General features: G+C 62.1%; 19 protein-coding genes and 1 pseudogene. 16 read left to right on the forward strand and 4 right to left on the reverse strand.

Features of this window, described 5'->3' with window-relative positions:
* Window positions 1–26: 26 nt before the first annotated feature.
* Window positions 27–797: a DeoR/GlpR family DNA-binding transcription regulator gene (locus OH764_RS01265; protein ID WP_498847759.1), complete on the reverse strand. Its 771-nt coding sequence runs from the start codon at window positions 795–797 to the stop codon at window positions 27–29.
* Between the two features lie 327 nt (window positions 798–1,124).
* On the opposite strand from OH764_RS01265, the gene ugpQ reads away from it, so the two are divergent.
* The 8 genes from ugpQ to OH764_RS01305 all read left to right on the forward strand — a co-directional run bounded on the left by ugpQ (window position 1,125) and on the right by OH764_RS01305 (window position 11,223).
* Window positions 1,125–1,889 (forward strand): glycerophosphoryl diester phosphodiesterase, encoded by a 765-nt coding sequence (ugpQ, locus tag OH764_RS01270; protein WP_498847760.1) that lies wholly within the window; start codon window positions 1,125–1,127, stop codon window positions 1,887–1,889.
* 162 nt (window positions 1,890–2,051) lie between these two features.
* Window positions 2,052–3,164 carry an ABC transporter substrate-binding protein gene (locus tag OH764_RS01275; protein WP_498847761.1) on the forward strand — a complete coding sequence of 371 codons (1,113 nt, stop codon included), beginning with the start codon at window positions 2,052–2,054 and terminating at the stop codon, window positions 3,162–3,164.
* 132 nt (window positions 3,165–3,296) lie between these two features.
* The gene (locus OH764_RS01280) at window positions 3,297–4,235 is read left to right on the forward strand and encodes an ABC transporter permease (RefSeq protein WP_498847762.1); all 939 of its coding nucleotides are present in this window, start codon (window positions 3,297–3,299) and stop codon (window positions 4,233–4,235) included.
* The gene (locus OH764_RS01285; RefSeq protein WP_498847763.1) at window positions 4,232–5,023 is read left to right on the forward strand and encodes an ABC transporter permease; all 792 of its coding nucleotides are present in this window, start codon (window positions 4,232–4,234) and stop codon (window positions 5,021–5,023) included. The genes OH764_RS01280 and OH764_RS01285 overlap by 4 nt, the downstream gene beginning before the upstream one ends.
* A gap of 33 nt (window positions 5,024–5,056) precedes the next feature.
* Window positions 5,057–6,127 (forward strand): ABC transporter ATP-binding protein, encoded by a 1,071-nt coding sequence (locus OH764_RS01290; protein ID WP_498847764.1) that lies wholly within the window; start codon window positions 5,057–5,059, stop codon window positions 6,125–6,127.
* A gap of 375 nt (window positions 6,128–6,502) precedes the next feature.
* Window positions 6,503–7,783: a dicarboxylate/amino acid:cation symporter gene (locus OH764_RS01295; RefSeq protein WP_027804477.1), complete on the forward strand. Its 1,281-nt coding sequence runs from the start codon at window positions 6,503–6,505 to the stop codon at window positions 7,781–7,783.
* 61 nt (window positions 7,784–7,844) lie between these two features.
* Entirely contained in the window at window positions 7,845–9,854 is a 2,010-nt protein-coding gene (locus tag OH764_RS01300; RefSeq protein ID WP_498847765.1) for a sensor histidine kinase, read from the forward strand.
* A gap of 16 nt (window positions 9,855–9,870) precedes the next feature.
* Window positions 9,871–11,223, forward strand: a complete 1,353-nt coding sequence (locus OH764_RS01305; RefSeq protein ID WP_498847766.1) for a sigma-54-dependent transcriptional regulator — start codon at window positions 9,871–9,873, stop codon at window positions 11,221–11,223.
* Between the two features lie 146 nt (window positions 11,224–11,369).
* On the opposite strand, the gene OH764_RS01310 is transcribed toward OH764_RS01305, so the two are convergent.
* A complete protein-coding gene (locus OH764_RS01310) occupies window positions 11,370–11,903 on the reverse strand; it encodes a TlpA disulfide reductase family protein (RefSeq protein ID WP_027780122.1) in 534 nt (177 codons plus the stop codon).
* A 246-nt stretch (window positions 11,904–12,149) separates the two neighbouring features.
* Here OH764_RS01310 and OH764_RS01315 point away from each other — a divergent pair, with 246 nt between their 5' ends.
* The gene (locus OH764_RS01315; protein ID WP_498847767.1) at window positions 12,150–12,857 is read left to right on the forward strand and encodes a hypothetical protein; all 708 of its coding nucleotides are present in this window, start codon (window positions 12,150–12,152) and stop codon (window positions 12,855–12,857) included.
* A gap of 332 nt (window positions 12,858–13,189) precedes the next feature.
* Here the strand turns inward: OH764_RS01315 and OH764_RS01320 are convergent.
* Together OH764_RS01320 and OH764_RS01325 are read right to left on the reverse strand one after the other, a co-directional pair.
* A pseudogene (locus OH764_RS01320) lies at window positions 13,190–14,540 on the reverse strand (YifB family Mg chelatase-like AAA ATPase).
* Between the two features lie 126 nt (window positions 14,541–14,666).
* Complete coding sequence (locus tag OH764_RS01325) at window positions 14,667–14,921, reverse strand: accessory factor UbiK family protein (RefSeq protein WP_020067052.1); 255 nt, start codon at window positions 14,919–14,921, stop codon at window positions 14,667–14,669.
* A gap of 454 nt (window positions 14,922–15,375) precedes the next feature.
* Between OH764_RS01325 and OH764_RS01330 the strand changes: the two genes are divergently transcribed.
* The 7 genes from OH764_RS01330 (at window position 15,376) to ptsP (ending at window position 23,090) form a co-directional block, all read left to right on the forward strand.
* Window positions 15,376–15,714 carry a P-II family nitrogen regulator gene (locus OH764_RS01330; RefSeq protein ID WP_006048089.1) on the forward strand — a complete coding sequence of 113 codons (339 nt, stop codon included), beginning with the start codon at window positions 15,376–15,378 and terminating at the stop codon, window positions 15,712–15,714.
* A 46-nt stretch (window positions 15,715–15,760) separates the two neighbouring features.
* Window positions 15,761–17,254, forward strand: coding sequence for an ammonium transporter (locus tag OH764_RS01335; RefSeq protein WP_498847768.1), 1,494 nt, complete (start codon window positions 15,761–15,763; stop codon window positions 17,252–17,254).
* Window positions 17,255–17,501: 247 nt separating this feature from the next.
* Complete coding sequence (gshA, locus tag OH764_RS01340; protein WP_013586995.1) at window positions 17,502–18,791, forward strand: glutamate--cysteine ligase; 1,290 nt, start codon at window positions 17,502–17,504, stop codon at window positions 18,789–18,791.
* A gap of 165 nt (window positions 18,792–18,956) precedes the next feature.
* Window positions 18,957–19,913, forward strand: a complete 957-nt coding sequence (gshB, locus tag OH764_RS01345; protein ID WP_498847769.1) for a glutathione synthase — start codon at window positions 18,957–18,959, stop codon at window positions 19,911–19,913.
* Window positions 19,914–20,254: 341 nt separating this feature from the next.
* Complete coding sequence (locus OH764_RS01350; protein WP_020067049.1) at window positions 20,255–20,743, forward strand: PTS sugar transporter subunit IIA; 489 nt, start codon at window positions 20,255–20,257, stop codon at window positions 20,741–20,743.
* Between the two features lie 80 nt (window positions 20,744–20,823).
* Complete coding sequence (locus OH764_RS01355; RefSeq protein WP_020067048.1) at window positions 20,824–21,093, forward strand: HPr family phosphocarrier protein; 270 nt, start codon at window positions 20,824–20,826, stop codon at window positions 21,091–21,093.
* 248 nt (window positions 21,094–21,341) lie between these two features.
* Window positions 21,342–23,090 carry a phosphoenolpyruvate--protein phosphotransferase gene (ptsP, locus tag OH764_RS01360; protein WP_498847770.1) on the forward strand — a complete coding sequence of 583 codons (1,749 nt, stop codon included), beginning with the start codon at window positions 21,342–21,344 and terminating at the stop codon, window positions 23,088–23,090.
* The last annotated feature ends 1 nt before the right edge of the window (window position 23,091 follow it).

Raw genomic sequence — 23,091 nt, forward strand, 5'->3', positions numbered from 1 at the left:
GCGTGCTCGGCGTGCAGCATCACGCTTCAGGCCAGCACGACCTCTTCGAGCTTCTTTTTTAGCGCCGTGAAATCGGCGGCGTCTGCTGCCTTCTTGTTGGTGACGAGCACGTCTATCCGCTCGACCGCGCAATACGAGATCCGGCTGCGCTGACCAATCTTGCTGTAATCCGCAAGGATCACGACACGGTCGGCATTCGCGACCATGGCGCGCGCCACTTCGGTTTCTGCGTGGTCGTAGTTCGTCGCGCCATGCCGGTGATCGACGCCGACCGGCGACAGCAGCGCGAGATCCGCCCGGTAGCGCTGAATATCGAGCACGGTGGTGGCGCCCGTGGTTGCCATCGCGCGGTCGCTGATCGTGCCGCCGAGCAAAATCACTTCGTTGCCCGCGTCGGCTTGTTCTGCAGCGCCGCGCAGCTTCAACGCGACGTCGATCGAATTGGTCACGATGGTCAGGTTGGCGAGTTTCGCGAGCTCTTCGGCGAGTGCGGCGGTCGTGGTGCCCGCGTCGATGAACAGCGTCTGGCCGCTCGCAATCAAGCCGGTCGCCGCCTTTGCAATCGCCGTTTTGGACTTGACGCGCATTTGCGCGCGCTCGGCGATGGGCGCTTCGTCGGCGGGCTTGATGGCGCCGCCGTGTACCCGCCGTAATTCACCGAGCGCTTCGAGGTCGAGCAGATCGCGCCGGACCGTTTCGCGCGAGACGCCAAGGTCCGCCATGATCCGTTCGGTCGACACCCGATGGAGCGTCGACACCAACGCGCGTATTCTCTGATGACGGTCTTCCTGCCACATGCATTTTCCTTGGATGCGAAGGCGCTCGCACAACGTGTCTTAGCCAGTGACATCGTGGACACGAATGTGTGTCCAGACGATGTCAAGCCTACTACTTTAGCCGCATTGTGTTGTATTTTTTTGGCAGCTTGCAAGTTTGTGTATTTGACTTTAGCCTTCGCAAATCGAAGCGCCGCGCTTGTTCGAAACTCGAATGTTCGAAGGCAAAGTCTGATCTGTTCTTTCGTGCACTTTCGTGCATTAGTGTGGCGCTTTTTGACAAGACAGCATATGTTGGAGCGCATCCAATGCGCTCTCCGCTTTATTCTGGGTGAAAGGTGACCGGACGTGGGAAACGGGATCGATCATGCATCACCTGCAGACTGGCCATATCCGCCGCTCGTCGCGCACCGCTGCGGCGGCACGCTTGCGCCTGAGAACACGTTAGCGGGATTCGACGCCTGCGTGCGCCACGGCTACCGCATGGTCGAGTTCGACGCCAAGCTTTCCGCCGACAACGAACTCTTCCTGCTGCACGACGACACGCTCGAGCGCACGACCAACGGCTACGGTGCCGCTGCCGTCTATACATGGGCGCAGCTCGCCATGCTCGACGCGGGCGCCTGGTACGGTCCGCAATTCGCCGGCACTCGCCTGCCGACGCTTGCCGATGCGGCAGCCCGTTGTGCGCGCGACGGCATCGCGGCGAACATCGAAATCAAACCTTGTCCGGGCCGTGAAGAGATCACTGGCCGACTCGTTGCGGACGGTGCGCTCAGGTTGTGGCAAGGGCAAACGCCGCCGCTGCTGTCATCGTTCTCTTTCGACGCCCTTGCAGCTGCGCGCGACGCGGCGCCTTCATTGCGGCGCGGCATGCTGTTCGAGGAAGTGCCCGCGGACTGGTTGCGTATCGTGCGCGAGCTCGACTGCGTGTCCTTGCATGCGAGCCACCGTTATCTGACGGAGCAGCTCGTCGGCGAAATCCGCGAGGCTGGACTGCATGTGCTCGCATACACGGTGAACGATCCGGCGCGCGCGCAATTGCTTGCGCAGTGGGGTGTTGACATGATTTGTACAGATCGCATCGATATGCTGCGGCACGACATGCTTTGAGCTGCGAAGCCGGCCAAAGCAGGGCGTGAGTGTGCAGGCAGGCACGCGAAGGCGGCCCCAAAGGCTGACCAGGAGCGCACGCAATGGCGCACGAGTAACGCCGTTGAAGTCGAACTAGAAATTTTCCAAACGTAGCAACTTCGGCAGAGGATGGGGAAAACTATGAACCGCACCGTGTTAGCTCGCATACTTTCGATGTCGGCCGCCGCGGGCGTCGCAGCCGCCGGCGCGAACAGCGCTAGCGCCGCGCCGCTCGACGCACTGATCGCCGCCGCGAAACAGGAAGGCCAGCTTACCGTGATCGCGTTGCCGCACGACTGGTGCAACTATGGGCAACTCGTCGCGGGTTTCCAGAAGAAGTACGGCATCAAGATCAACGAGCTGAATCCCGACGCGGGCTCCGGCGATGAAGTGGAAGCGATCAAGGCGAACAAGGGCAACAAGGGTCCGCAAGCGCCCGACGTGATCGACGTGGGTCTGTCGTTCGGCCCGAGCGCGAAGGCCGAAGGGCTGCTGCAGCCGTATAAGGTCTCTACGTGGAACTCGATTCCGAAGGAATCGAAGGACGCCGACGGCTACTGGTACGGCGACTACTACGGCGTGCTCGCATTCGAAGTGAACGCCGACATGATCGACAAGGCGCCGTCCGACTGGAGCGACTTGCTCAAGTCAGACTACAAGAATGCAGTGTCCCTCGCGGGCGATCCGCGTTCCGCGAATCAGGCGATTCAGGCGGTGTACGCGGCGGGTCTTGCGCAAAGCAAGGGCGACGCGAGCAAGGCGGACAAAGCCGGCCTCAAGTTCTTCGCCGACCTGAACAAGAGCGGCAACTTCGTGCCGGTGATCGGCAAGGCCGCGTCGCTCGCGCAAGGCACGACGCCGATCGTCGTCCGTTGGGATTACAACGCGCTCGCCGATCGCGACACGCTGAAGGGCAATCCGAAGGTTCAAGTGGTGATCCCGAAAACGGGCGTGGTCGCAGGCGTCTATGTGCAGGCCATCAGCGCCTATGCGCCGCATCCGAACGCAGCCAAGCTGTGGATGGAATATCTCTATTCCGACGAAGGCCAGATCGGCTGGTTGACCGGCTATTGCCACCCGATGCGCTACAACGAACTGGTGGCCGCGAAGAAGGTGCCGCAGGCGCTCCTCGACAAGTTGCCGCCGCCGTCGTCGTATAAGAACGTCGTGTTTCCGACGCTCTCGCAACAGGACGCGTACAAGGAAACCATCACGAAGCATTGGGACGAAACGGTCGGCGCGAACGTCAAATAAGCGCTATTTCGACGCTTAGCGCGAGGTCGTACACGCCGCGCGCGTCGTCCCAGCCGGACGGCGCGCGCCGTACCCAGAGTGCCGGACATGCCGGCGATGCGGCCAATGCGGGGAATACCCAAAGGGTGAGCTATGAGCGCTTCATCGGATGCTGGATCGGTGCAGCCGGACTTGCTGGTTCCGCCTGTGCCCACTCCAACGCCGCGCGTCGACGGTCCGGGCCGCGCGTCGCAGATGCTGGCCTGGATCGGCGTCGTGCCATTCTTCACTTTCGCGCTGCTGTTCCTGATTCTGCCGACCGGCTTTCTGATGATCGGCGCGTTCCAGGATTCGCAAGGTCACTTCACGCTCGCCAACCTGCGCGACCTGTTTCAGCCGTCCGTGCTCGACGCTTACTGGATCAGCTTCAAAGTCAGCGCGGCGTCCGCGGCGGGCGGTGCGCTGGTCGGCTCGCTGCTCGCATGGGCGGCGGTTCAGGGCAAGCTGCCGGGCTGGATTCGTCCGACCTTGATGACGTTCTCCGGTGTCGCGTCGAACTTCGCGGGCGTGCCGCTCGCGTTTGCTTTCATCTGCACGTTGGGGCGCGTCGGGCTCGTCACCGTATTGTTGAAGAAGTATCTCGGCTTCAATCTGTATTCGACGGGCTTCAGCATTCTCAGCTTTTCGGGGCTCACGCTGACCTACCTGTACTTCCAGATTCCATTGATGGTGCTGATCGTCACGCCCGCGCTCGACGGCCTGAAGCGCGAATGGCGCGAAGCATGCGATTGCCTCGGCGGCACCGCGTCTCAGTACTGGCGCTACGTCGCGCTGCCGGTGCTATGGCCGAGCGTGCTGGGCGCGACGCTGCTGCTGTTCGCCAACGCATTCGGCGCGGTCGCCACCGCTTATGCGCTGACCGGCAGCTCGCTGAACATCGTGCCGATTCTGCTCTTTGCGCAGATTCGCGGCGACGTCATGCACAACCAGAATCTTGGCTACGCGCTTGCACTCGGCATGGTGCTCGTCACGGGTCTGTCGAATGGCGGCTATATCTGGTTGCGCTCACGCGCTGAAAGGGGCCGCCGATGAAAAGCCAATCGCGCGTGGGAGCGTGGACCGCGATAGTGGTCGGTTCCCTGTACTTCCTGATTCCGCTGATCGCCACCTTTGAGTTCAGTCTGCGGATGAAGCGCGGCACATATAGCTTCGAAGCCTATAGCGTAGTGCTCGGCGATCCGCGCTTTCAGGCCTCGTTTGGTTATTCGATTCTGATGGCGCTGTTGACGATCGTCGTCGGCATATTGCTCGTCGTGCCGACCGCTTACTGGGTGCAACTGCGCTTGCCGAAGCTGCGGCCGGTCGTCGAATTCATTACGCTGTTGCCGCTCGTCGTGCCGGCTATCGTGATCGTGTTCGGCTATCTGCGCATCTATAACAGCAGTTCGATTCTGCCGCTCACGAGCAACGAGCGCGCGACCGACCTGCTGCTGGTGTTCGGCTACGTGACGCTTTCTCTGCCGTACATGTACCGCGCGGTCGATGCGGGCTTGCGCGCTGTCGACGTGCGCTCGCTCACCGAAGCCGCCGAGTGTCTCGGCGCAAACTGGCCGACGATTCTCTTCAAGGTGATCTTCCCGAATATCCGCTCGGGCATTCTGTCGGGCGCGTTTCTCACCTTTGCGGTGGTCATCGGCGAATTCACGCTGGCGAGTCTGCTCGATCGGCCCGCGTTCGGTCCTTACCTGCAATTGATCGGCGCGAATCGCGCGTATGAGCCGTCGGCGCTTGCGATCATCGCGTTCATGATTACATGGGCGTCGATGGGCTTGATCCAGGTGTTCGGCTCGGCCCGCGCGTTGAGCGGTCAAAAGGTTTGATGCAATGAGCTTGATCCACTGAGGCAGCGAATCATGGCATTTCTCGAGATCGAAAATCTGCATAAGTCCTTTGGGGCGAACATTGCGTTGCATCACTTCGACATGAAGATCGAGCGCGGTGAGTTCATTACTTTCCTTGGACCTTCGGGCTGCGGCAAAACGACCGTGCTGCGGATGATTGCCGGGTTCGAAACGCCGACTCGCGGCGTCATCCGGCTCGATGACAAGGACGTCACGCATCTTCGTACGCGGCAGCGCAAGGTCGGCATGGTGTTTCAGTCGTATGCGCTGTTTCCGAACATGACGGTCGCGGAGAACATCGGCTTCGGACTGAAGATCACTCACCGGCCGCAGGCGGAAATCAGCCGGCGCGTCGAAGAGATGCTGCACCTGATCAAGCTGCCGCAACTCGGCGGCCGCTATCCGTGGCAACTGTCGGGCGGCCAGCAGCAACGTGTGGCACTGGCGCGCGCGTTGGCCGGCAAGCCGCAGGTATTGTTGCTCGACGAGCCGCTGTCCGCGCTCGACGCGAAGATTCGCATTTCGTTGCGGCAGGACATTCGCGCGCTGCAGCGCGAACTCGGCATCACGTCGATTTTCGTTACGCACGATCAGGAAGAGGCGTTGTCGGTTTCCGACCGCATCGTCGTGATGAACGAAGGGCGCGTCGAGCAGATCGGCTCGCCTTCGGAAATCTACAACTATCCTCGCACGCGTTTCGTCGCGTCGTTCGTCGGCACGCTGAACATTCTGGCGGGGCACGTGATCGATCCGGCGACCGGCAAGATGGCCGTGGACGGCCAGGAGTTGACCACTACGCAGGAACTGCCGGCCGGCGATGCGGGCAAGAAGCGCCTGCTCGCGCTGCGCCCCGAAGCGATCGTGCTCGAACCGGCGGCGCCTGGCCGCAACACGCTGAGCGCGACCGTCGAAGAAGTGAATTTTCTCGGCGCGGTGGTGCGGATCAGGACGCGCGTGAAAGACGCAGTGATTTCCCTCGACGTGTTCAACGATCCGAATCGCGGTTTACCCGAACGAGGTCAGCCGGTGTCACTCGGTTTCTCGCATGAGAATCTGCTGGTACTCGAAGAAGGCGGCGCTTAGAAAACGGCAAAGCCCCGCCAGTAAAGGCTTCGGGTTTCCCCTAGGCTGCTGCCGGAACGAATTCCGGTTTTCCCGACGCGGGCCGTCCGGATTTCCGGAATCCCGGATGGCACTTGCGAACACGCGCAGGAAAACCTATAAAAATCAAAGGCGCGCGGCCTGCCTCAAGCTGGCATCGACCTTGCGAAATAGATAACGCGGCCGCAACGGTCCGACAACTAAAGCAAGGAGACAACGATGTCCGATTTCCCTTTCCGGTACTTCTGAATTCGTCGTCTTGTCGCGGCCTAATGCCGTGCACAGGCGTGACGATCTTTCGTTCGCATGATGCGCAGCGTGGCAGGCCATAGGCTCACCCACATCGCAGGAACCATCGTGAAGAAACCTATCCACAAAGTGCTGTACGTCCAGGTGATCGTGGCGATCATCATCGGTATCGCGCTCGGACATTACTATCCGAATCTCGCCGTCGACATGAAACCGCTCGGCGACGGCTTCATCAAGCTGATCAAGATGGTGATCGGGCCGATTATCTTCTGTACGGTCGTGACCGGCATTGCCGGCATGGAAGACATGAAGAAGGTCGGGCGCGTCGGCGGCAAGGCGCTGCTGTATTTTGAAATTGTCTCCACTTTTGCGCTGGTGCTCGGCCTGATCGCGACGCACGTGCTGAAGCCGGGCGTCGGTTTCAATATCGACCCCGCCACGCTCGACGGCAAGGCGGTCGCTTCGTACGCCGCCAAGGCGCACGGTCAGACCACGGTCGACTTCCTGATGCACCTGATTCCGGACACGCTCGTTTCCGCGTTCGCACAGGGCGAGATCCTGCAGATCCTGCTGATCGCGCTGCTGTTTGGCGCGGTGCTCGCCACAGCCGGTGAGAGGGGTAAGGTCGTCACGAACTTCATCGAAGGGCTCTCGCACGTGCTGTTCGGCATCGTGCGCATCATCACGAAGCTCGCGCCGATCGGTGCGTTCGGCGCGATGGCGTTCACCATCGGCAAGTACGGTATCGGCTCGCTGCTGCCCATGCTGAAGCTGATCGGCACGTTCTATCTGACGTCGATCGTATTCGTGGTGGTCGTGCTCGGCATCATCGCGCGTGCGGTGGGCTTCAACATCCTGCGCTTCATTGCGTACATCAAGGAAGAGATGCTGATCGTGCTCGGCACGAGCTCGTCGGAAGCCGCGCTGCCGCAACTGATGCTCAAGCTGGAAAACCTCGGCTGCTCGCGCTCGGTGGTGGGTCTCGTGGTGCCGACCGGTTACTCGTTCAACCTCGACGGCACCAACATCTATATGACGATGGCCGTGCTGTTCATCGCCCAGGCGACGAACACCGACCTCACGTGGGCGCAGCAGCTCACGCTGCTGGCAGTGACGATGCTGACGTCGAAGGGCGCGAGCGGCGTGACGGGCGCGGGCTTCATCACGCTCGCCGCAACGCTGGCCGTGGTGCCGACCATTCCGCTGTCGGGCATGGTGCTGATTCTCGGTATCGACCGCTTCATGAGCGAATGCCGTGCGCTGACGAACATCGTCGGCAATGGCGTGGCGACCGTGGTCGTGTCGGCTTGGGAAAAGGAACTGGACCGCAACAAGCTGAACTCGGCGTTGCGCGGCGACGTGCCGGTCAAAGAGCCGGCCGGCGTTTAAGCCGGGCATCGACGCTCATTATCTGAAAACGCGTGACGTTTGCGGCCGCGGACACCAGCACATGCAACCGGTGACCGCGCGCCCAACCGAAGTGCCGTCGGCCGGGGAAGCTCGCGCCGACCGCGCTTCGCCTTATGCCACAATATCCGATCACACCTCACCGGATATTGCCAACGTGACGCGCCGTCTGCTGATCCTCTTCGCGCTCGTCGCCGGGCTCGTCGCGGCGTGCGGGCTGACCTACAGCGTTGCGTGGCAAAGCGGGATCGACAGCTTGCGGCGCAATGCCGCCGGGCGCGTCGATCGCACCGCCAGTTCGCTCAAGAGCACACTTGAGCGCTACGAATCGCTGCCGTATCTGCTCGCCGAGCATCCCATCGTGCAGGACGTGCTGGTCGATCCGTCGCCTGCCAACGTCCAGCGCGCGAACCTCTATCTCGAAGATTTGAATCGCCACGCGCGCGCAACGGTGACCTACATCATTCCGCTCGACGGCTATTGTGTCGCCGCGAGCAACTGGCAAGGGCCGGGCAGTTTCATCGGCGCGGGCTATCTGTTTCGCCCATATTTCGTCGATGCAATCAAAGGCCATGTGGGCCGCTTCTTCGGCATCGGCACGATCTCGCAGGCGCCAGGCTATTACATTTCGCAGCCGGTGCGTCGAGAGGGAAAAATCGTCGGCGTGGCGGTCGTCAAACTCGATCTCGAATGGTTTCAGGGCGCGGACGCATACGAGCCGCTCCTCGTCACCGACGATCACGGCGTGATCTTTCTGTCGTCTGTCCCAGCGTGGAAATATCACACGATACGGCCACTGTCAGGTCAGGTCGCCGATTCGATCTATCAGGCCCGGCAGTATGCGCAGCAGCCTATTGCGCCGCTGCCCGTGACGATCGAGCGCAAGCTCGAAGGCGACGCGCAGATCGTGCGCGTCGGCGGCGGACGCTATGCGCCTCGCTATCTCGCGTCGCGGCGCGGCATGGGCGAACCCGACTGGCATTTGATTACCATGGCGCCCGTTAGCCCCGTCGACGCCGACGCGCGCAACGCGACCATCGTCACGGGCTTCGGCTATGTGTCGGTCGTATTGCTCGCGTTCTACTGGAGAATGCGCCGGTCCCGCGTGCGCGAGGTGATGCGTAGCCGCGCGCTGCTGCAAAAGGCGTATGCCGAATTGAACCAGCGCGTTGCGGAGCGCACCGCGGATCTGTCGCAAGCGAACGAGCAATTGCAGAAGGAAGTGGCCGAACGCACGCGCGCCGAACAGGAATTGCGCGCCGCGCACGACGAACTGATTCAGGCAAGCAAGCTCGCGGCGCTCGGTCAGATGGCGGCCGGCATCACACATGAATTGAATCAGCCGCTCGCGGCATTGCGCGGATTTTCTGACAACACGCGCGTGCTGCTTGAGCGCGGCGACCAGGCATCGGCGCGGGAAAACCTCGAAGCGATCGCGGCGCTCACCGAACGCATGGGCAAGATCACCAATCAGCTCAAGCTGTTCGTCGGACGCGCGCGGCCGCGCAGCGCGCGCGCTTCGGTCGTGCGGGCGCTGCGCAATGCCCTCGCGCTGTTGCAACAACGTTTGAAGGGCGTCGAACTCAACCTCACGTTGTTCGATGCGGAAAACGGCACGCGCGTGCCGCTCGATCTCGCCGACGATCATGCCGAACTGGTCGCACACTGCGACGATCTGCGTCTCGAGCAGGTGCTGATCAACCTGCTCGGCAATGCGCTCGACGCGACCGCCGACATGACTCCGCCGCGCATCTCCGTGCAGATTGAAGTTGCTGCGGACAGCCTGTCGTTCGCGGTCAGCGACAATGGCCCCGGCATTGCCGAAGATGTCTTGCCGCACCTGTTCGAGCCGTTTTTCACCACGAAGGAAATGGGGCAGGGGCTCGGGCTCGGGTTGGCAATTTCGTCGTCGATCGCGCGCGATTGCGGAGGCACACTGGTGGCGCGAAATGTGTCGAACGTGCAGGACGGCGGTGCATTATTTGTACTGACACTGCGCCGTGCACGCGTGCAGACGAGTCACACCGCGGACCCACTCACCACGGGCTCGTGAATCCGACGAGAACAACATGCTGAACGACGGCTTGCAAGTGCTGTATATCGAAGACGACGAACTCGTGCGGCGCGCGAGCGTGCAGAGTCTGCAACTGGCGGGCTTCAACGTGGTCGGTCATGCGTCGGCGGAATCGGCGGCGAAGTCGATCAGCGCCGACTTTTCCGGCGTGATCGTCAGCGATATCCGGCTGCCCGGCGCGAGCGGTCTCGATCTGCTCGCGCAATGCCATGAGCGCGCGCCCGACGTGCCGGTGATTCTCGTCACCGGTCACGGCGATATTTCGATGGCGGTGCAGGCGATGCGCGACGGCGCCTATGACTTCATCGAAAAGCCGTTTGCTTCTGAGCGCCTGATCGAAACCGTGCGGCGCGCGTTGGAGCGGCGCAAGCTCGTGCTCGAAAACCTCGCGCTGCGCCGCGAGCTTGCCGGGCAGAGCCCGGTTGCGCCGCGGATCATCGGCCGCAGCCCGGCGATCGAGCAGGTGCGGCGGCTGATCGCAAACGTCGCGCCGACGGATGCGTCCGTGCTCATCAACGGGGACACCGGCGCGGGCAAGGAATTGATCGCGCGCAGTCTGCACGAGTTGTCGCCGCGGCGTGACAAGCCGTTTATTGCGGTCAACTGCGGCGCGCTTCCGGAGCCGATGTTCGAGTCGGAGATGTTCGGCTACGAACCAGGCGCCTTCACCGGTGCTGCGAAACGCCGGATCGGCAAGCTCGAACACGCGTCGGGCGGCACGTTGTTTCTCGACGAAATAGAAAGCATGCCGCTTGCGTTACAGGTCAAGCTCCTTCGCGTGTTGCAGGACGGCGTGCTCGAACGCCTCGGCTCGAACCAGCCGATTCGCGTGAATTGCCGCGTGGTCGCCGCAGCCAAAGGCGATATGGCGGAACATGTCGCCGACGGTTCGTTCCGTCGCGACCTGCTGTACCGCTTGAATGTGGTGACGATCGCGCTGCCGCCGCTTGGCGAGCGCCGCGAGGACATCGTGCCGCTCTTCGAACACTTTCTGCTGGACGCGGCCGTGCGTTATCAGCGTCCGGCACCGATCCTCACGGACCGTCAGCGCGCGAGCCTGATGCAGCGCGAGTGGCCGGGCAATGTGCGGGAGTTGCGCAATGCGGCGGACCGCTTCGTGCTCGGCGTCGCCGACGACCCCGTCATGTCTTTCGGCGACGAAGGCGTCCAGCCACAGCCGCTAAAGGAGCGCGTGGAGCAATTCGAACGGGCGGTGATTGCTGAGGCGTTGGAGCAGAGCGGCGGCGCGGTGGCAATCGCGGCGGACCGGCTGCAGCTTGGCAAAGCGACGCTTTACGAGAAGATCAAACGCTATGGCCTCGCGGCCAAAGGGGATGGGGACAGGTGAAAAAAACGCCGGCAGTTCATGCCGGCGTTTTTCATTGGTCTTTGGGTTTGGCTTTCTGCTTGGCTTTGGCTTCGGATCGGTTGATCTGAGCGCCTGGCGTTACTTTCAGCACGAGGCTTAGTTAGCCGTCGTGGCGCTCGCCCGGCTCAAGCAGCATTCAGCGCCTTTTCCAGCAGCTGGTCGAGTTCCGCAAACTGCGGCTCGCCGACATAGCGCTTCAGAATCTTGCCGTCCTTGTCGACCAGGAAGGTGGTCGGCGTGAGCTGGACGTTGCCGAACTGCTTCGCGGCCGAGCCGTCGTCCATGGCGACCTTGAACGGCAACTGACGCGTCTGCGTGTAGTTGGTCACGTACATGGGCGCGTCGTAGCTCATGGCCACCGCAACGAATTCCAGCCCTTTACCTTTGAAGCGGTTATAGGTTTGGACCATCTGCGGCATTTCCTTCATGCATGTATCGCAGCTCGTCGCCCAGAAGTTAACCAGGTAGACCTTGCCTTTCAGATCGGCAGTCGACACCTTCTGGCCCGAGAGCAGCGTGAAAGTCGCGTCGGGCACGCGCTGTTGGCCCGCAAACGCAAAATAACCAGCCACGCCGATCGCAATCGCCACGACGGCGGCGATCACGTAGCGAAGCGGATTCGTGCGCCTGACGGCGGTAGTCGACGTGATGGTGCTCATGAACGGAACCTCGGAAATCGCGAAATGGCGTGGGACAGCGTGTGGGCCGGGGTTTTGCGCCCGCTGCCCCATAGCGTGGGTATTGTAGTCCTATTCGAGCCAAGCGGCAGCGAGCGCCCGCACTGGACGCATGCCTCGCGCGGGCTGCGGCCGATCGTGGCCGATTGTGGCCGGTTGTGGCCGGTTGCGGCCGGTTCTCCGGCAGCGTGCCGGTTCCGCTGACGCTTCTCAAGCTGCCAGCGGATAATGTCGCTTTATGCTCACGTCATTGGCCCGTTTCCCGGGCGCCTTGCTCCCATGCTCCACATCGTTTTTCGCGTTTTCCGTCCGTTCACCCAATTTCTTTCGCGTCTCGTTTCCGGCTTCCCCCGCAATCGGAATACAGCGGACCAGAAACCGCCAGTGGTTTCGAGCGTGCATTCGGCCGTCCGCGTTGGGGCTTGCGCGCTCGCCCTAGGCGCGGCTCTGAGCGGCTGCTCGCCGACTTTCGACTGGCGCACCGTCATGAATAACGACAGCGGTTACACGATCGATCTGCCGGCCAAGCCGGGCAACGATCAGCGCGCCGTACAGATAGACGGAGCGCCGATGCAAATGGCCATGCAAACGGCCGAAGCCGGCGACGCTGTGTTCGCGGTCGGCACCATCACGCTGCCCGACGAGAGCGAGGCGACGCAACGCAAGGCGCTCGACTTTCTGCGTAACGGTCTGGCGCGCAACGTCGGCGCGGAGCCCGATGCGCGCGCCGTGCAAATTCCACTCGCGGCCGGCGGCAAGGTGCTGGGTCTGGAAATGAAGCTGAGCGGGCAAGCCGGTTCAGACCACGAAAAGCGCACCGTCTATGCGCGGCTGGTCGCGCGAGGACGGCATGCATATCAAGCCGCGATCATCGCTTCGCAGCCGCTGCCGCAGGAGCAGGTCGACCAATTTTTTTCGTCTTTCCAGCTGTATTGAAAGCGGTAGTTTTGGCCGATGCAAGGCGCGACGGATCCGTTTGTGCAGTGAAAGTTCCGTCGCAGATTTGCACGCTAATTCGCGGTTTACGTTGAAGTTTTCCACTTGCCCACGTGTCCTGTGGATAACTCTGTTGAAAACTCCTGTTTTTTTCGCGCAGATGCCCGCCCCATGGGCATTTCGCCTCTCTGCGCGCCCGGCGGCCGCAATAAAAAAATGTTTTAAATCAACGGTTTTGCTCGCGAGGCTTCTATGTACCTTTCAGATGTTTCTAAATTTATCTGGAACGCGCGCATGTGCATAAGTCAAGTCTTGACAGCATATTTTTCTCCTCACCCAGAGCCAAAAGCGCGTCGATACTGAACGGCCTCGCCAACCTGTGCAGCGCTCGGCATATTCGTCCCCGCGAGGTCCGCGATGGTGCGCGCCACCTTCAACACCCGGTAGTAAGCGCGGGCCGACCAGCCGAAGCGCTCGCCGGCCTCGCGCAGTAGCGCTTCGCCGGCTGCGTCGGGCCGGCAGACGGCGTCCACCTCTTTTCCACTCAACTCGCGGTTGGTTTTGCCTTGCCGCGCCAATTGACGCTCGCGCGCGAGGTTGACCCGGCTCGCGATAACGGCGCTCGTCTCGCCAACGGCGTTTGAGCGCGCGGAAAGCTCCGCCGACGTAAGCGCAGGCACTTCGAGTTGAATGTCGATGCGGTCGAGCAGCGGCCCGGACAGCTTGCGCAGGTAGCGCGCCGCGATGTCGGGCGTGCAGCGGCACCGTCCGTTCGGATCGCCGCGCCAGCCGCAAGGACATGGATTCATCGCCGCGATCAATTGGCACGCTGCGGGAAAATCGGCCTGTAACGCTGCGCGAGAGATGGTGATGCGGCCGGCCTCCAGCGGTTCGCGCAGTGTTTCCAGCACGTCGCGGTCGAACTCGGGCAACTCGTCGAGAAAAAGCACGCCAAGGTGAGCCAGCGTGATCTCACCCGGCTGCGGAGGGTTGCGCCCGCCGACCAGCGCTGCTGCGCTCGACGAGTGATGCGGCGCGCGAAACGGCCGTCGGCGCCATTGCGAGGGCGAGAACCCCGTGCGGCTTGCAGAGAGCAAGGCTGCCGAACTGAGCGCCTCGTCGTCGGTCATGGGCGGAAGCAGACCCGGCAGGCGGGCGGCGAGCATGGATTTGCCAGCGCCCGGGGGCCCGATGAGCAGCACGTGATGTCCGCCGGCCGCGGCGACTTCGAGTGCCCGGCGGCGCGCGCGTGGCCATGCATTCAGCGGACGTGTCGCCCGCTGCCGCGCTACGCGCGGTGCCACACGCCATCGCGAAAGCGCCGCGCATGGGACGCAGCGCGCCCGTCAACGACAACTCGCCGGCGAACTCACGATGAAGCAGCGATTCCACGGGAATCTGGCCGCTTGCGGCGAGAATGCCCAGCGCGATCGGCAGATCGAAGCGGCCGGACTCCTTGGGCAAGTCTGCGGGTGCGAGGTTGACGGTGATGCGTCGCACGGGAAAGTCGAAGCCGCAGTTCTGCAGCGCCGCCCGAACGCGCTCGCGGCTTTCGCGGACTTCCAGATCGGGAAGTCCGACGATGGAAAAAGACGGCAACCCGTTTGCGAGGTGCACCTCGACGGTTACTTCGGGCGCGCGGCCAGAGGCCGGCGCGCGGCTGCGCACCACGGCAAGCGACATGTTTTCTCCCGTCGGACGGTGCGCGACTAACGCGCTCCAATCCCCTTAATACGCTGATGACGTCACGGCTCGCTTGCCTGTGATGTGCAGCTAGATGCAGCTACTGCGCTGCCAGAACGACAGGCGTCAGGAAGTCTGCGTGACCGGAAGCTTCTGTTCGAGTTCTGCGACGCGACGCTCCAGTTCTTCGAGACGCGCACGCGTTCGCACGAGCACCTGTGTCTGGGTATCGAATTCCTCACGCGTGACCAGATCGAGCTTGGAGAAGCCCTGCGACAGCATGGCTTTCACATTGCGCTCGACGTCTTTGGCCGGCGAATTCTTGAACAGCTCGCTCATGCGGGCCTGAATGTCGTTGAAAACATCGTTCGGTTGTTTCATGGTGTTCCCCTTGGTGCACAAAAAATGTGCAGCGTTTCATTACGTCTGTGCCTCGCATCTGACGATGCGCTGTGTTGGTGCGCTGGCCTTTTCAACTCACGTCGGCGTGAGCCCCTTTGGTGCGCGCTTCCTGTTTCGGAACCTGCGGACACTCTAGCAACGATCCCCGCACCGCGCCACCGGGCGGGGCGTGCGTTAGCCATTCGGACAAGAGCGACCGAGCCGCTCGGAAAGCCCGCGCGGGCGCAGTTTGACACAACATGGCATATGAGTTGCTTTTACTGCCCCGCGCGCACTGCCGGCACCATTTTCCGGCAGCGAAACGAGACCACGCGGACGGTTACGAGTGCCAGCCCGGCTTCTGCATGCGGAACGCAGACGGATCGAAGCAGGGCTGCAACGGGTTACAGAAACGGGTTACGCAAACGGGTTACGCAACTAAGCGAGGGATTTCATGAAACTCATCACCGCAATCATCAAGCCGTTCAAGCTCGATGAGGCGCGCGAAGCCTTGTCGGCGATCGGCGTCTCGGGCATCACGGTTACAGAGGTCAAGGGGTTCGGCCGTCAGAAGGGCCATACGGAGCTGTATCGCGGCGCTGAATATGTCGTCGATTTCCTGCCGAAGGTGAAGATCGAGGCCGCTGTCTCGGACGACATCGTCGATCAGGCGATCGAGGCGCTCGAGCGCGCGGCACGCACCGGCAAGATCGGCGACGGCAAGATCTTCGTCACGCCGATCGAGCAGGTAATCCGGATTCGCACCGGTGAGACCGGCGCGGACGCTCTGTAACACCAAAAGATAGCGACACAGATAAAGCGACAAGAGGAAACGAAAGATGCGCAAACTATTGATGTCCCTGCTGATGGCCGGTTCGCTTCTCGCGGGCGGGGTCGGCGCCGCGCTCGCGGACGACGCGTCCGCTCCCGCAGCCGCCTCGGCCGCTACTTCGGATACGGCAAGCGCGCCGGCACCGGACGCTTCGGCCGCCGCGGCAGCTTCGGCACCCGCGGCTGACGCATCGGCTGCACCTGCAGCGAGCGCCGCCGCCGCGCCCGCGGCATCGGACGCCGCGCCGGCCGCACCGACCGCGCCGTTCTCGGTCGATTCGTCGAAGATCAATTCGGGCGACACCGCCTGGATGCTGACCTCCACCGCGCTCGTGCTGTTCATGACGATCCCGGGTCTGGCGCTCTTCTACGGCGGCATGGTCCGCAAGAAGAACGTACTCGCCACGCTGATGCAAAGCTTCGCGATCACCTGCCTCGTGACGATCATCTGGACGGTGGTGGGCTACAGCCTCGCGTTCACGCCGGGCGGCTCGTTCATCGGCGGCTTCTCGCGCGTCTTCATGGCCGGCATGAACTACATCAAGGGCGACAAGGCCACGACGCTGACCGTCAGCCACCTGGCCCCGACGATCCCGGAAACGGTCTACTTCGTCTATCAGATGACGTTCGCGATCATCACCCCGGCGCTGATCACCGGCGCGTTTGCAGACCGTATGAAGTTCTCGGCGATGCTGGTGTTCATGGCGCTGTGGTCGATCATCGTCTACTCGCCGATCGCACACATGGTCTGGGAACCGACCGGCTGGCTGGCTAGCGCAGGTGTCCTCGACTTCGCGGGCGGCACGGTCGTGCACATCAACGCGGGTATCGCGGGTCTGGTGTGCTGTCTGGTGCTCGGCAAGCGCGTCGGCTACGGCAAGGAAGCGATGGCTCCGCACAACCTCACGCTGACGTTGATCGGCGGCGCGATGCTGTGGGTGGGCTGGTTCGGCTTCAACGCGGGTTCGGCAGTGGCGGCAGACGGCCGTGCTGGTTTCGCGATGTTCGCAACGCAAGTGGCAACGGCAGCCGCGGCACTCGCCTGGATGTTCGCTGAATGGGCGGCCAAGGGTAAGCCTTCGGTGCTCGGTATCGTGTCGGGCGCGGTGGCTGGTCTCGTGGCGATCACGCCGGCTTCGGGCTTCGTCGGTACGCTCGGCTCGCTCGTGATCGGTATCGTGGCCGGCGTAGTCTGCTTCTGGTCGGCAACGTGGCTCAAGCACAAGCTCGGTTACGACGACTCGCTCGACGCGTTCGGCGTGCACTGCGTCGGCGGTATCGTGGGTGCGCTTCTGACCGGCGTGTTCGCGGTCAAGGACATCGGCGGCTTCGACGGCAGCGTGCTGCTGCAAGCCAAGGGCGTGCTGACGACGCTCGTCTACAGCGGCGTGGTGAGCTTCATCCTGCTGAAGATCATCGACATGACGATGGGTATCCGCGTGACGGAAGAGCAGGAACGCGAAGGCCTGGACGTCAGCCTGCACGGCGAACACGTCGAATAAGGAAGTGGCTTGACGAGCCCGTGCTCCCGGGCTCGATGAATCAGGAACAAGCACGAACAAGCACAGCGCTTCGGCCCGCCTTCACGGCGGGCTTTTTTCTTGCTCGCTATCTTGTTAACAGTTCTTTTTCCTGTCTATCATTGCGATAGAGACAATGCATCCTGGTTAGCTTGCGAATGGAGAAAGCGTCCCCAAATGGGCAAAGCATTTGCTCTACAATCTTTTTTCTCCAGTCTGCGAGTGATCAATGGTTCCGCACCTAGTTACGGCGTTAAACGGCCCGCTGCTCGATCTTGAGCGGAAGATCCTCGACGCCACTCCCGCAATCGAACGCTGGTTCCGCCTCGAATGGCAGGAGCACACGCCGCCGTTCTATTGCTCGGTCGATCTGCGCAACGCAGGTTTCAAGCTTGCCCCGGTCGACACCAATCTGTTTCCCGGCGCTTTCAACAATCTGCCCCAGGAAGTGCTGCCGCTTGCCGTGCAGGCCGCCATGGCGTCGATCGAAAAAATCTGCCCGGACGCCAAGAACCTGCTCGTGATTCCCGAGCGCCACACGCGCAACGCGTTTTATCTCGAGAATGTCGCCCGGTTGGCCGCGATCATGCGCCAGGCCGGCTTGAACGTGCGTTTCGGCACGCTCGACGAAAGCATCAACGGACCCGTCACCATTGCGCTGTCCGACGGGCAGAAACTCGTGCTCGAACCGCTCGAGCGCTCGCAGCGTCGCCTTGGCCTGAAGAATTTCGACCCGTGCTCGATCCTGCTGAACAACGACCTGTCGGGCGGCATTCCGCCGGTGCTCGAGAATCTGCACGAGCAGTATTTGCTGCCCCCGCTGCATGCCGGCTGGGCTGTTCGCCGCAAATCGACGCACTTCTCGTGCTATGACGACGTGGCGAAGAAGTTCGCGAAGATGGTCGAGATCGATCCCTGGATGATCAACCCGTACTTCGCGCATGTCGAAGGCGTGGATTTCCAGGAGCGCACCGGCGAGGAAGCGCTGGCCGATGCGATCGACGGCGTATTGAAGAAAATCGCCAAGAAGTACCGCGAGTACGGCATATCCGAAAAGCCGTATGTCGTCATCAAATCGGACGCGGGCACTTACGGCATGGGCGTGATGACCGTGCACGACGCGTCGGAAGTGGCCGCGCTCACCAAGCGCGAGCGGGCCAAGATGGCGGCTACGAAAGACGGCCTGGAAGTGCACGACGTCATCGTGCAGGAAGGCGTGTACACGTTCGAGCGCATTGGCGAAGAAGTGGCGGAGCCGGTCGTCTATATGATCGACCGGTACGTGGTGGGCGGTTTCTACCGTGTGCACGGCAGCCGCGAGCGCGATCAGAATCTGAACGCGCCGGGCATGCACTTCGTGCCGCTCGGTTTCGAGCACACGGCGCTGCCCGATGCGCACGCCAAGCCCGGCGCGGCGCCGCCGAACCGCTTCTACATGTATGGTGTGGTGGCTCGGCTCGGGCTGCTAGCCGCATCGGTCGAGCTGGAAAAGACCGATCCGGAAGCGATCCAGGTTTAAGCTCGGCCGCGCGAGGGCGGCCTGCATGATGCGCGGAGGCGCGCATGCCGCCCGCGCCGTTTTCACCGGCGACATTCGCGCTCGACGTCACTCGCAAATTCACGCGCAATTTCACGCGCAGTTTCACGATCAACGCCAGGCCCAGCAGGGCGCAACGGGACCTCCATGGACATTCTTTTCATCGCCGATCCGCTCACGCAGTTCAAGATCTACAAAGACTCTACTTACGCGATGATGGCCGAGGCCGCGCGCCGCGGTCATACGCTGTACACGTGCGAGCCGAAGCATCTGGCGTGGACGGGTGGCGACGTCGAAGCAAACGTGCAGCGCTTCGCGATCACCGGCGACGTGACCGACCTGCATCGCGATATCTGGTACGCGGCGGAAGCCGCCGCGCCGCGCGGGCTCAAAAGCTTTAGCGCGGTGGTCATGCGCAAAGACCCGCCCTTCGACATGGAATACGTCACCTCCACGTGGCTGCTCGAAATGGCCGAGCGCGCCGGGGCACGCATCTTCAACAAGCCGCAGGCGATCCGGGATCACTCGGAAAAGCTCGCCATTGGCGAGTTTGCGGAATTCGTCGCCCCCACGCTGGTAACGCGCGATCCGGCGCGGCTCCGGGCCTTTCACGAGCAGCACGGCGACGTGATTCTGAAGCCGCTCGACGGCATGGGTGGCATGGGCGTATTCCGCGTGAAGCCCGATGGCATGAACCTCGGGTCGATCATTGAAATGCTGAGCCACGACGGCACGCGTTCGGTGATGGCGCAGAAGTTCATCCCAGAGATCAAGGACGGCGACAAGCGCATTTTGCTGATTGGCGGCGAAGCCGTGCCGTACTCGCTCGCCCGCATTCCGCAAGGCAACGAGGTGCGCGGCAACCTCGCGGCGGGCGGACTCGGCGTCGCGCGTCCGCTGACCGATCATGACCGCAAGATCGCCGATACGCTCGCGCCGGTGCTGGCGGCGCGCGGTCTGCTGCTCGTCGGGCTGGACGCGATCGGCGACTGGCTCACGGAAGTCAACGTGACGAGCCCAACGTGCTTTCGCGAGATCATGGATCAGACGGGCTTCGACGTCGCGGCGATGTTCATCGACGCACTGGAGCGCGCTGCGGGTTGAGCGGTCGTGCTTGAATGTGGACAGCGGCCCCCAAACTACGTGGCAGGATCAGCATCACGTCCGCTCAGAGCGGGACGCCGGCTTAGGCCCCAAAACAGGCCTGCTACAATGCCCGCTCTTCGCTTCTGTTTCGGGCAATAGGCTCTTGCACCGGGCCATCGGCACGAATAGCGGACCTGGAACGAGCGGATTCAGCATGCGCCGGCACGGCGTCATGCTTGTGATTCCGCTCATGAAGTGGTGCATTCCCGGCTCTCATGGCCCACGGCCGGCCGAGAGCGCGAGCGTTTCGGACAGGTTCCGATCCACGTTTGGGGCCGTCTTTTTGCAGTAAGGCTGACATGGCAGGCATTCTGATCATTGCGCACGCTCCGTTCGCCACCGCGTTGCGCGACTGTATTTCGCATATCTACGGTGGCTTGCCGGCTCGCATCGGCGTGATCGACGTATCGCCCGATTGCGATCCCGCACAAATGGTTTCTTTCGCCGAGTCGGAAATCGCGCGTCTGAAAGAAGAGAACGGCGCACTCGTGCTCACCGATATGTTCGGCGCCACACCCGCGAACATTGCGGGGCGGCTTGCCTCGGTGCCGGACGTGCGCGTGCTGTGCGGCGTCAATTTGCCGATGCTGGTGCGCGCGGTCTGTTATCGCGCCACGCCGCTCGACACGCTGGTGGACAAAGCGCTCGCCGGCGCGACCAAAGGCGTTCATGCAATCGGACCGGCAACGCCCGCGCCCGCTGAGTCGTCGGCGGCCTCGGCCGACTGTCTGCCCGCGTTGCCTTGCGACGCGGAACTCGTCCAGAAGGCTGGGCCAGCAGGCCTGTAGCGCGTCGCATTGCAACTGCATAACTACTGACTGGCAGTTTCACTTTCACAACAACACTTACCAGCGCTTCGGACCATCACATGCTGCAACAGGAAACGACTATCGTGAACAAGCTGGGGCTGCACGCGCGCGCGTCGGCCAAGTTGACGCAATTGGCGGGCAATTACCAGTCGGAAATCTGGATGAGCCGCAATGGCCGCCGTATCAATGCGAAAAGCATTATGGGCGTGATGATGCTGGCCGCGGGGATCGGCAGCACGGTGTTGATTGAAACCGAAGGCCCCGACGAAAAAGAAGCGATGGACGCACTGTTGAAACTGATCGCCGATAAATTTGGCGAAGGTCAGTGAACTTGCGAATCGATATACCGATGAGTGAAGCGCCGCGGCTGTCCGCGGCGTTTTTTTTAGCGCGCGACAATACGCGGATCTCTTCGGCGAATGCAATGATGCATGGAGCGCAACGACTACGGTCTTTCGTGCTGCATTGCACACAGCATTCACGCACGTGCGCGACGGCGTGGAATTTATAATGACGACGAGAGTCTGAGAGCACTGCAGCGGTTTGCCGCGGCATCACACAACTAGAGGAGGTGCGCGTGTCGTTCACGCTGCATGGAATTCCCGTGTCACGCGGTATTGCCATCGGGCGAGCCTATCTGATCGCCCCGGCTGCACTTGACGTAGACCACTATCTGATCGAACCCGCGCAAATCGAGAGCGAGGTCGAGCGATTTCGCGCGGCCCAGCAACGCGTGCATGAAGAACTCGATGCGCTGCGCGCCGATCTTGCCGCGGACGCGCCCAGCGAAATGGGCGCTTTCATCAACGTACATTCAATGATTCTGAACGACGCAATGCTCGTTCAGGAAACCATCGATCTGATTCGCACCCGCCGCTACAACGTCGAATGGGCGCTGACCGAACAGCTCGAACGGCTCTCGCGCCATTTCGACGACATCGAAGACGAATATCTGCGCGAGCGCAAAGCCGACATCGAGCAAGTGGTGGAGCGCGTGCTGAAGGCGCTGGCCGGCGCCTCGAGCTCGCTGGTGAATGGCGTGCACGGTGCGTGCGACGAAATGATCGTGGTCGCGCACGACATTGCGCCAGCCGACATGATGCAGTTCAAGACGCAAACGTTTCAGGGTTTCGTCACGGATCTCGGCGGGCGTACTTCTCATACGGCTATCGTCGCGCGCAGCCTGGGCATTCCGGCGGCGGTCGGGGTGCAGCACGCGAGCGCGCTGATTCGCCAGGACGACCTGATCATCGTGGACGGCGACCATGGCATTGTGATCGTCGATCCCGCACCGATCGTGCTGGAGGAATATTCATACCGGCAGAGCGAGAAAGCGCTGGAGCAGCGCAAGCTGCAGCGCCTCAAATTCTCGCCGACACAAACGCTGTGCGGCACGCGTATCGAACTGTGCGCGAACATCGAGTTGCCGGAAGATGCGCGCGCCGCAGTCGACGCCGGCGCGACCGGTGTTGGCCTCTTCCGCACCGAGTTCCTGTTCATGAATCACAAGCACCGCATGCCCGAAGAGGAGGAGCAGTTCGAAGCCTACCGGCGCGCGGTCGAGTTGATGAACGGTCTGCCGGTCACGATTCGCACGATCGACGTGGGCGCCGACAAGCCCCTCGATTCGATGAGCGGCGGCGACGGTTACGAGACCGCAGCGAACCCCGCTTTGGGGCTCAGGGCAATTCGCTGGAGCTTGTCCGAGCCGCAGATGTTCCTCACGCAATTGCGCGCGATTCTGCGCGCGTCGGCGTTCGGCACGGTGAAGATTCTGGTGCCGATGCTCGCGCATGCGCAGGAGATCGATCAAACGCTTGACTTGATCCGCGAAGCCAAGCGTCAGCTAGACGATGCCGGGATTGCGTACGACCCGAACGTGCAGGTCGGCGCGATGATCGAGATTCCGGCAGCGGCTATTGCGTTGCCGCTCTTTCTCAAGCGGCTGGATTTTCTGTCCATCGGCACGAACGATCTGATCCAGTACACGCTGGCTATCGACCGGGCGGACAACTCGGTCGCGCATCTGTACGATCCGCTTCATCCGGCGGTGCTGCATCTGATCGCCTTCACGTTGCGCGAAGCGAAGCGGGCGGGGGTGCCGGTGTCGGTGTGCGGAGAGATGGCGGGCGACCCGAGCCTGACGCGTCTGCTGCTCGGCATGGGCCTCACCGAGTTTTCAATGCATCCGAGTCAATTGCTCGTGGTCAAGCAGGAAGTCTTGCGCTCGCATTTGAAGACGTTGGAAAAGCCGGTGGCAGATGTGCTCGCTTCGTTCGAGCCCGAAGAAGTGCAAGCAGCGCTTAAGCGTGTGGCGCAAGCCTGAT

Source organism: Burkholderia sp. M6-3, assembly GCF_050858985.1.
GTDB classification, from domain to species: domain Bacteria; phylum Pseudomonadota; class Gammaproteobacteria; order Burkholderiales; family Burkholderiaceae; genus Paraburkholderia; species Paraburkholderia caledonica.